General features: G+C 67.9%; 12 protein-coding genes and 1 riboswitch. Of the genes, 5 read left to right on the top strand and 7 right to left on the bottom strand.

The window, feature by feature from the left end; all coding sequences use genetic code 11:
• The coding region (locus ACEN88_RS18105) for a GNAT family N-acetyltransferase (RefSeq protein ID WP_413341744.1) at positions 1-1,227 on the top strand (1,227 nt) is incomplete at its 5' end.
• A gap of 135 nt (positions 1,228-1,362) precedes the next feature.
• On the opposite strand, the gene ACEN88_RS18100 is transcribed toward ACEN88_RS18105, so the two are convergent.
• On the bottom strand, positions 1,363-2,631 hold the full coding sequence (locus ACEN88_RS18100) for a DEAD/DEAH box helicase (protein ID WP_413341743.1): 1,269 nt from the start codon (positions 2,629-2,631) through the stop codon (positions 1,363-1,365).
• Between ACEN88_RS18100 and ACEN88_RS18095 the strand changes: the two genes are divergently transcribed.
• Positions 2,630-3,028 (top strand): hypothetical protein, encoded by a 399-nt coding sequence (locus ACEN88_RS18095; protein ID WP_413341741.1) that lies wholly within the window; start codon positions 2,630-2,632, stop codon positions 3,026-3,028. The genes ACEN88_RS18100 and ACEN88_RS18095 overlap by 2 nt on opposite strands.
• Here ACEN88_RS18095 and ACEN88_RS18090 read toward each other — a convergent pair.
• The 5 genes from ACEN88_RS18090 to ACEN88_RS18070 all read right to left on the bottom strand — a co-directional run bounded on the left by ACEN88_RS18090 (position 3,006) and on the right by ACEN88_RS18070 (position 6,112).
• Entirely contained in the window at positions 3,006-3,383 is a 378-nt protein-coding gene (locus tag ACEN88_RS18090) for a hypothetical protein (RefSeq protein WP_413341739.1), read from the bottom strand. The two genes, ACEN88_RS18095 and ACEN88_RS18090, sit on opposite strands and share 23 nt — an antisense overlap.
• Before the next feature lie 7 nt (positions 3,384-3,390).
• Complete coding sequence (locus ACEN88_RS18085; protein ID WP_413341737.1) at positions 3,391-3,633, bottom strand: hypothetical protein; 243 nt, start codon at positions 3,631-3,633, stop codon at positions 3,391-3,393.
• A gap of 64 nt (positions 3,634-3,697) precedes the next feature.
• Positions 3,698-4,957, bottom strand: a complete 1,260-nt coding sequence (locus tag ACEN88_RS18080; protein ID WP_413341735.1) for a D-amino acid dehydrogenase — start codon at positions 4,955-4,957, stop codon at positions 3,698-3,700.
• Positions 4,958-5,051: 94 nt separating this feature from the next.
• A riboswitch (TPP riboswitch) is annotated at positions 5,052-5,156 on the bottom strand.
• A gap of 92 nt (positions 5,157-5,248) precedes the next feature.
• A complete protein-coding gene (locus ACEN88_RS18075) occupies positions 5,249-5,377 on the bottom strand; it encodes a hypothetical protein (RefSeq protein WP_413341733.1) in 129 nt (42 codons plus the stop codon).
• 63 nt (positions 5,378-5,440) lie between these two features.
• Positions 5,441-6,112, bottom strand: a complete 672-nt coding sequence (locus ACEN88_RS18070; RefSeq protein WP_413341731.1) for a hypothetical protein — start codon at positions 6,110-6,112, stop codon at positions 5,441-5,443.
• Positions 6,113-6,290: 178 nt separating this feature from the next.
• Between ACEN88_RS18070 and ACEN88_RS18065 the strand changes: the two genes are divergently transcribed.
• Complete coding sequence (locus tag ACEN88_RS18065; RefSeq protein ID WP_413341730.1) at positions 6,291-6,791, top strand: hypothetical protein; 501 nt, start codon at positions 6,291-6,293, stop codon at positions 6,789-6,791.
• Positions 6,792-6,870: 79 nt separating this feature from the next.
• The gene (locus tag ACEN88_RS18060) at positions 6,871-7,650 is read left to right on the top strand and encodes an FAD-dependent oxidoreductase (RefSeq protein WP_413341728.1); all 780 of its coding nucleotides are present in this window, start codon (positions 6,871-6,873) and stop codon (positions 7,648-7,650) included.
• Positions 7,651-7,665: 15 nt separating this feature from the next.
• Here ACEN88_RS18060 and ACEN88_RS18055 read toward each other — a convergent pair whose 3' ends face one another.
• Positions 7,666-8,379, bottom strand: a complete 714-nt coding sequence (locus tag ACEN88_RS18055; RefSeq protein WP_413341726.1) for a sensor histidine kinase — start codon at positions 8,377-8,379, stop codon at positions 7,666-7,668.
• A gap of 157 nt (positions 8,380-8,536) precedes the next feature.
• Here ACEN88_RS18055 and ACEN88_RS18050 point away from each other — a divergent pair, with 157 nt between their 5' ends.
• On the top strand, positions 8,537-9,046 hold the full coding sequence (locus tag ACEN88_RS18050; protein WP_413341724.1) for a hemerythrin domain-containing protein: 510 nt from the start codon (positions 8,537-8,539) through the stop codon (positions 9,044-9,046).
• Positions 9,047-9,117 lie beyond the last annotated feature (71 nt).

Below are 9,117 nucleotides of genomic sequence, written 5' to 3'. Positions count from 1 at the left end.
GGCCGCTACCTGCTGGACGACCCGGACACGAAGGCGATCCTGGACGCCTACGGCATCCCCACCGTCCCCACGCGCGCCGCGGCGACCCCGGACGAGGCGGTGGCGATGGCAGCGGAAATCGGCTATCCGGTCGCCGTGAAAATCCTGTCGCCGGACGTGGTGCAGAAGTCGGACGTGGGCGGCGTCTCGCTCGACCTGGACACGCCCGACGCCGTGCGCGCCGCGACGGAACGCATGGCGCGGCGCCTCGCGGAACTGAAGCCGGACGCGCGCCTGGACGGCTTCATCGTGCAGGCGATGGCGCGCAATCCGGAAGCGCACGAACTGATCGCGGGCGCCGCCACCGATCCCGTGTTCGGCCCCGTGATCCTGTTCGGCCAGGGTGGTCTGGCGGTGGAAGCGGTGAACGACCACGCCGTCGCGCTGCCGCCGCTGAACACGGTGCTGGCGCGCGACCTCATCGCGCGCACGCGCGTGGCGCGCCAGCTGGCCGGCTACCGCAACCACCCGGCCGCGGACCTGGATGCGATCGCCGCCGTGCTCGTGCAGGTGGCGCGCCTCATCGCCGAGGTGCCGGAGATCGTCGAACTGGACATCAACCCGCTGCTCGCGGATGCCAACGGCGCCGTCGTGCTGGACGCGCGCATGCGCATCGCGATGGCCGACCGCGCAGGCAATGCGCTCGACCGGCTCGCGATCCGCCCGTATCCGGTCGAGCTGGAAGAAGTCGTGCCGTGGCAGGGCGGGACGATCCTGCTGCGGCCCATCCGTCCGGAAGACGGCGCCGCGCACGTGGCGTTCTTCAACGCGCTCACGCCGGACGACGTCCGCTACCGCATGTTCGTGCGCGTGCGCGAGCTGCAGCCTGCGCAGCTGGCGCGCTTCACGCAGATCGACTACGACCGCGAGATGGCCTTCATCGCCACGCGCACGGGGCCGGACGGCCATCCCGAGACGCTCGCCGTCGCCCGCGTCGTGGCGGACCCGGACAACATGAGCGCGGAATTCGCCGTGACGGTGCGCTCCGACTTGAAGGGCAAGGGCCTGGGCGTCATGCTGATGAACAAGCTGATCGCCTACTGCCGCGCGCGCGGCACGCGCGAGATCGTGGGCGAGGCGCTGCCGCAGAACGCGCCCGTCATCGGCCTCGTGAAGAAGCTCGGGTTCACCGTCGGGCCGGTGGACGAGGACGAGGGTGTGCGTAAATTCTGGCTGGAGTTGCGGTGACGTCGTGGTGACCAACCGTGATCATTTTGCGGCTTGCGTCACGTAAAATCGGTGCGACAAACGAACGGAGGCAAGATCGCTGAACTGATCGTGCGCTGGCGCGCCACCTTGCCCTGCCGGACCCGCGCGATCCGGTCAGCGCCTGAACCGCACGTCTTCCCGCACGACGGGTGCGTCGCCACGCGCGTCCTTCGTGCCGCCTTTCGGTTTCTTTGGCTTCTTCGGCTTCTTGACGACCTGCCCGGCCGCATTCGTCTGCGGCACGCGGTGCTCGGGCTCGAAGCCGGCTTCGTCCTTGCGCTCCAGCGCCTGCTTCGTCAGCGCCTCGATGGCGGCCAGCTGCTGGACTTCGTCCGCGCACACGAGCGACACCGCTTCACCGGAAGCGCCCGCGCGGCCCGTGCGTCCCGTGCGGTGCACGTAGTCTTCCGCCACGATGGGCAGGTCGACGTTGACGACGACCGGCAGTTCCTCGATGTCGAGGCCGCGCGCGGCGACGTCGGTCGCGACGAGCACGCGCACTTCGCCCGCCTTGAAGCGGTCGAGCGCGCGCAGGCGGGCGGGCTGCGGCTTGTCGCCGTGGATCGAGTCGGCCGCGATGCCTTTCGCGTCGAGCAGGTCGACGAGCTGGTCGACGCCCTTGCGCGTCTTCACGAACGCGAGGACCTGCGGCCAGCCGTGGCGCTTCAGCAGGTGCAGGAACAGGTCCGGCTTGCGCTTCTTGTCGACGGGGACGATCCACTGGCGGATCGCCTTCACGGTCGTGTTGCGCGGCGTGGCCTCGATGCTGACCGGATCGTCCAGCAGCTTCGTCGCCAGCGCCCGGATCGGGTCGGAGAAGGTGGCGGAGAAGAGCAGGGTCTGGCGGCGCCTGGGCAGCAGCGCGAGCAGGTTGTCGATGTCGCGCGAAAAGCCGAGATCGAGCATGCGGTCCGCCTCGTCCAGCACGAGCGTCTGCACCTGGTTGAAGCGCACCGCGTTCTGGCGCTGCAGGTCGAGCAGGCGGCCCGGCGTGGCGACGAGGACGTCGACGCCTTTGCGCAGGCGCATCATTTGCGGATTGATGCTGACGCCGCCGTACGCGACCATCGTGCGCAGCGGCAGTCCGGCCCCGTAGGCGCGCACGCTCTCGTGCACCTGTTCGGCCAGTTCGCGCGTCGGCACGAGGATCAGGGAACGCGCCGAATTGCCCGCCACCTGCGCGCCGTCCATCACGAGCCGTTGCAGCAGGGGCAGGGCGAAGCCGGCGGTCTTGCCGGTGCCCGTCTGGGCGGCCGCCATGACGTCGCGGCCGGCCAGCACGGCGGGTATCGCCTGCGACTGGACGGCGGTGGGCGTGTTGTAGGACAGCGAAGCGAGGGTGCGCGTGATCTGGTCGATCAGGCCGAGCGATGCGAACGACATGGTGAACGAGGCGGTTTGTAAAAGGCGACAGTGTAACCTGTCGGTGCAGGGAGGGGACGTGGAGACATTCCGGATCAGGTCCGTAAGCGGCGGAACGGGACTGCGCATCGATTTTTGCGGGGATCACCGGGCGCCGGGATTTCCGGACCTCGCGCGCCTCCTGGCCGCTGGCCTCGGTGCCACGTGCGCACCGACATCCGCGCCGGCGGCGCAGGCGATGATGGCGAGCGACCGCTATGTGGGCGCATGGTCGTACGCGGGCGGATGCTACGAGATCGACGACGACGTTTGGGCCTGTGTCATTCATGCTCCCGACGGGAGTGACCGGGTCGTGGCCGACATCGAACGGGTGCTGGTGCCTAGCGGCCGGTTCGTCAGAGACGACGCGCCGGGTTGAGTTGCGGTGCCCAGGTCAGTTGGACCGTGCCCAGGACGAAAACGAGGAACACGCACTGCGCGGCAAACGATGCGGCATCGAAGCCGTACGCCAGCCCGACGCAGGTGTTGACGATCACGTCGCACACGATGATGAGCGCGGTCAGCGCGACGCCCGCGCGTGGCCGGGCCAGCAGCAGGACGACGGCCAGCGCATCGAGGAACGTCAGCGACGTCCAGAAAGCGGAGACAAATGGCGGGACGCCGCCGTAGTCCCACCCGAGGCCGTGCTGGAACACGGCGCGCGCATGGTTCCAGGCAGCCCCTGCCATACAGACCGCGTACAGGACGCGGATGACGCCCGCCGGATTCTTCAAGCCGGGTTCAAGGCATCTTGGCGGCGCGCGCGGGCGCGACGACGAGCACGACGGCCCACAGTGCGAACCGGAGCGCCCGGTCGACGGCGAAGACGCAGCAGGTCCAGACGACGAGCTGCGCGAGCGAAGAACCGTGGCCGGGCAGTGCGGCGTCCAGCCCGGCGGCGCGCAGCAGCGCGTCGGCGAGCGCCATCGCGCAAAACAGGCAGGGGAGTTCGACCCACCGGTATTTTTCGAATAGCTTTTTCATTGCTGCCTTGTCGTGTAAAGACGGTAATGTAGCATGGCTCGCGCGCCGCAAAACACGTCGATTGTCACGCCCCGCAAGTGAACGCGAAGTCCACCTCCGGCGTCCGCCCCGACACGATGTCCGCGATCGCCCGCCCCGACCCGCACCCCATCGTCCAGCCGAGCGTTCCGTGCCCCGTGTTCAGGTACAGGTTCGCGTAGCGCGTGCGGCCGATGTACGGGACGTTCGACGGCGTCAGCGGGCGCAGGCCGGCCCAGTAGGTCGGGTTGTCGTAGTCGCAGGCGTCCGGGAACAGCGCGCGCACGCGGCGCGTGATCGCGTCGCAGCGCACGGGGTTCAGGTCGCGCGTGTAGCCGTTCAGTTCGCACGTGCCGGCCACGCGCAGGCGGTCGCCGAGGCGCGAGAACACGAGCTTGTGGCCGTCGTCCGTCAGCGAGACCGTGGGCGCCGCGTCCGGGTCGAGGATGGGGTAGGTGGCGGAATATCCCTTGCCGGGATAGATCAGCAGCCGGATGCCCAGCGGCGCCAGCAGGCCGACGGAAAAACTGCCCAGGGCGACGACGACGGCGTCCGCATGCAGCACGCGGTGGCGGCCGTCCGCATCGATGATTTCCACGCCGCGGATGCGGTCGCCTTCGGCCAGCAGGCGCGTGACGGTCGTGTTGTACGTGAAACGGATGCCGGCCGCCGCGCCGCGTGCCGCGAGCTGCGTCGTGAAACGGTGGACGTCGCCCGATTCGTCGGTGGCCGTGAAGTCGCCGCCGACGAGCTTGCGGCGCACGGCGGCGAGGGCCGGCTCGATCCGCACGGCCTCGTCGGCATCGACCGTCATGCGTGGGCAGCCCAGGTCGCGCATCGCGGCGGCCGCATCGCAGGCCCGCTCGAATTCCCGTGCGTCCGTGTAGAAGTGCAGGATGCCGCGCGTGAGGCTGTCGTACTCGATGCCGGTGCGCGCACGCAGCGCCTGCAGGCTGCGGCGGCTGTATTCGGCCATGGCGACGATCCGGCGCAGGTTGGCGGCCACGCGGCCGGGCGCGCATTCGCGCACGAATTGCAGGCACCAGCGCCATTGCAGCGGGTCGGCCCGCAGGCGGAACAGCAGCGGCGCGTCGGCGCGGCCCAGGGATTGCACGACCTTCAGCAGGCCCGCGGGCGTGGCCCACGGTTCGGCGTGCGAGACGGAGATCTGGCAGCCGTTGGCGAAGCTCGTCTCCTGCGCGGGGCCGCTCCGGCGTTCGATGACGGTGACGTCGTGGCCGGCTTCTGCGAGATACCAGGCGGATGCCGTGCCGACGACGCCGGCGCCCAGGACGATCACGTTCATGGGTGCGCGACCAGATGGAAAACGGGACGATGCATGCGGCTCCTCGTAAGTGCGACGGGTGGAGCCGGCAAGGGAGAACCGGAGCCGGTGCGCGACCGGAATCCGCATGCTTCCCTTCGCTGGCATTACCCAGATCAGGTTCGGAGGGTGTTTCTCACCCGCGGCCGCGGTGGCGGCTGCAGGACCCCTAGCGTTGCCTTATGGCAGGGAAGATTCTAACACGAGGATGCACAGGGACACCGGCCCGCGGACGGGGCCGGAAGGCGGGCAGGCCGCGCGGCGATCGCGCGGTCAGGCCGTGACGGCGATGGCGGCCGCGGCCAGCACGACGGTGGGCTTCACCGGTTCGCGCCGGTCCTGGCAGGCCACCAGCATGAGGCAGGCCAGGAGCAGCAGGCTCCAGCGTGCGCGATGGTTCATGATGCGCCTCCTTTGGCAGCATCGTAGCGCAACGCCGGGGCGAGCGGCGCGCCGGTCACATCGTCAGAACTGGTAGCCGATGCTCGCGCGCACGACCGGATAGACCTTCAACGCATCCACGTCGTCGCGCAGGCGCAGGCGCTCCACGGCGACGTCGCTGGCGAGGGCCTTGCAGACCGTGTTCGACACCGTGCAGCCGACGCTGGCCAGTTGGACGTTCGGATTGCCCTGGTAGAAGACGCCGAGATCGACATTCGTGGTCCAGTGCGACGAGCGGGCCAGCGCGTTGCCCCAGCCGATGCCCAGGTAGGGCGCGGCCTTGCGGTAGTCGATGCGGCCGGTCAGCAGGCCGACGTCGGTAGCGGAATACGCGTGGCCGTTCAGCGTGAATCCGCCGGTGCCGTTCGGTTTCGCTTTCGCATTGAACTTGTTGCCGTTGTAGACGAGGCCGCCGGTCAGGTGGAAGCTGCTGCCTTCGGTCAGGTACCAGTCGAACAACACGTCGAACGTCTGCAGCTTGCCCTTGATGTCGTAGTCGACGCCGTCGGACGTCTTGTCGAAGTTGTGGCGGAAGTAGTTGGCGCCGAAGCGGCCGTTCAAATAGGTTTCCATCGGCACGACGACGTGGAAGCCCACGCCGGTGGAGCCGAGGTCGGCCGTTACGCCGACCTGCGCGTTGGCGGCACCTGCCGCCAGCAGGGCGGCCGCGGCCAGCACGGTGTATTTTGCGAACATCGATAGCCTTTCAGTGGTTGAGGCCGCGATTGTAGCTGCGCACTTACTGCAGTGGAATTGTTGCGCTGCGGTTTGTGGTAATCCCGCCCGGAACGACAATGTAAGCAGGTGTTGCAGCGAATTGTGCATATGCTTTCATTTGATAAACTTCACTTAAACATTACAACGAGGTCATCCTATGAAAGCCCTGATCTTCGGCGTGGCGCTGTGCGCCGCCTCCCTCCCGGCCCTGGCGCAGACCAACGTCTCCGTCAGCATCGGCCAGCCCGGCTTCTATGGCCGCATCGACATCGGCGACTACGTGCCGCGTCCCGTCGTGTACGCGCCGCAGCCGGTGATCATCGCGCCGGCGCCGCACTACGTCGCGGAGCCCGTGTACCTGCGCGTGCCGCCGGGCCACCGCAAGCACTGGGCCAAGTTCTGCGGCCGCTACGGCGCCTGCGGCCGTCCGGTCCTGTTCGTGCGCGACGAGTGGTACACGAACACGTATGTGCCGCGCTACCGCGAGCATGTCGGCTACCGCGGCGACTACCGCGGCGGCCCGCGCGAAGTGCGTGTCGTCGAGCGCGTCGAGTACCGCGACGACCGCGGCCACGGCGGCGACTGGGACCGCGGCCACGGCAATGGCCATGGCCACGGCCACGGCCACGGCAAGGGTCACGGACACGGCCACGACTGATCCGTGCCGGGTGGTTTCGCCGCCCCGTAGTAAACTGCCTGCGTGAGCCCGGCAACGGGCGCGACCGACGGAGGCAGGCTTGCAAAGCGATATCGTGATCGTGGGCGGCGGGGCTGGCGGACTGGAGCTGGCCTGCAAACTGGGCCGCAAACTCGGCCCGGACAAGGTGACGCTGGTCGACAGCCGGCTGTACCACGTGTGGAAGCCGTCGCTGCACGAGGTGGCGGCCGGCACGCTGGATATCCACCAGGAAGGCCTGTCGTACCAGATGCTGGCGCACGACCGCGGCTTTTCCTTCGTGTACGGCGCCATGACGGCGCTGGATGCGGCCGCGCACCGCATCACGATCGCTCCCGTCACCGCGGCCGGCGACGGCGAGGAGGTGCTGCCCGAGCGCACCCTCGGCTACCGCTCGCTCGTGATCGCCGTCGGCAGCACGTCGAATTATTTCGGCGTGCCCGGCGCGCGCGAACACACGATTTCCCTGAATGCCACCGAGGACGCGGAACGGTTCCGCCTGCGCCTGCTGCGCCTGCTTGCCCAGGCCGCGCACCAGCAGGCCGACTATCTGCTCAAGACGTTCCTGCGCCTCGACAAGGGCGAACAACCGCAGAAGGATCCCTACGTCTACCGCGATTACGGGTCGCTCGTCTCGATCGGCCGCGAGACGACGGTGGGCAGCCTGATGGGTTCGCTACGGGGCGCCAGCCTGTTCGTCGAAGGGTTCATGGCGCGCATCATGTACATGAGCCTGCACCTGATGCACCACAAGGCCGTGCTGGGATCGCTGCGCACGGGCCTGATGGCGTTCGCGCGCTTCCTGATCCGGCGGACGACGCCGCTCGTCAAACTGCACTGAGCGTTAGGTCGCCTCTCAGTTTCCTTGTTTTGGAAAGACCAGCGTGAGCGCGGTGCCCTTGCCGTCGGGTCCGGCGCCGATGGTCAAGGTGCCGCCCAGCGTGCGGGCCCGTTCGCGCAGCATGCGCAGGCCGTAGCAGCTCGCTGGCGGGCAGGCGGCCGTGCCGGGGCCGACGCCATCGTCGCGCACCGTCAGCATGGCCTGGTCGCCGTCGTCGTCGAGGATCACGTCGACCTTCGCCGCCTGCGCGTGCCTGACGATGTTGCGCAGGCCTTCCTCGGCACAGCGCAGCAGCGCCACGCCCTGGGCGCGCGTGTAGTCGGGATCTTCGTCCGGCATGCTGGCTTTCGCCTTGATGCCGTGTTCGCGGCTCCATTCCTGCACGAGTTCCGCGATGGCGGCCTTGGGGCCGAGGAATTCCAGCTTGTCGTTCCAGAGCGCCAACTGCATCTTGCGGTTGGTCTCGATGATGTTGTTCAGCAGTTGCTTCATCTGCGCGGCGCGGTCGCGCTGCGGCTGTTCCTGCAGGTGCTGCGACAGCAGGCCGAGATGCATCGTCAGCGCCGTCATCGACGAACCGAGGCTGTCGTGCAGCCGGCGGGCCAGCAGGCGTCGTTCTTCGTCCCAGCAGGTCGTCATATGGGCCAGGAGTTCGGCCAGCTCGGCGGCACGCGCCGCATGCTGGCTGTCTTCCCCGGAATCCGGCGGATGAGGTTCCGAAACTTTCATGAAGGCAACCAAATTATGTTTCTCGGGATGATACAACAGCTTGGGCCGGGGCGGCGCAGGAATCGTCTTTGTGAGTTCCCGTACAGTCCGATGTTGCAGATCCGGTCATTCTAAGGGCTCTGGCCAAGCGCCGATAACCCCCACTGAAGGAGTCAACATGAGCACGAGAACCCAATCCGGCGCACGCGCCGGCACCCAATCGAACGCCATGGCCGCAGGCCAGGACGCCATCGCCCTCCTGACGGCCGACCACCGCGAAGTGTCCGAGATGTTCGAACAGTTCGAGCAGCTGGGCGACCGCGCCACCACCAGCAAGGAAAAGCTGAAGGACAAGATCTGCAAGGCGCTGATCGCCCACACGACCATCGAAGAGGAAATCTTCTATCCGGCCGTGCGCGCGGCCAACGTCGAGGAGGGCGAGGACATGGTCGACGAGGCGATCGTCGAGCACGCCGCGGCGAAAGACCTGATCAAGCAGCTGCAGGAAATGCAGCCGGACGACGACCTGTATGACGCGAAAGTGAAAGTGCTCAGCGAACAGATCGAGCACCACGTCAAGGAAGAAGAGAAAGAGATGTTCCCGAAGGCGAAGAAGGCCGGCCTCGACCTGCTCGCGCTGGGCCAGGAAATGGCATTGCGCAAGCAGGAACTGATGTCGACGTTGTAATCCTGTCGGTCAGCCGGCGGCCGCCGGCTGGATTTGCGGCCGGCCCGCGTCGTCCGGAGCGGGCGCCGCGG

The sequence above is a fragment of the Massilia sp. CT11-108 genome (genome assembly GCF_047302915.1).
GTDB classification, from domain to species: domain Bacteria; phylum Pseudomonadota; class Gammaproteobacteria; order Burkholderiales; family Burkholderiaceae_D; genus Telluria; species Telluria orientalis.
This window is presented reverse-complemented; position numbering and strand designations above follow the sequence as displayed.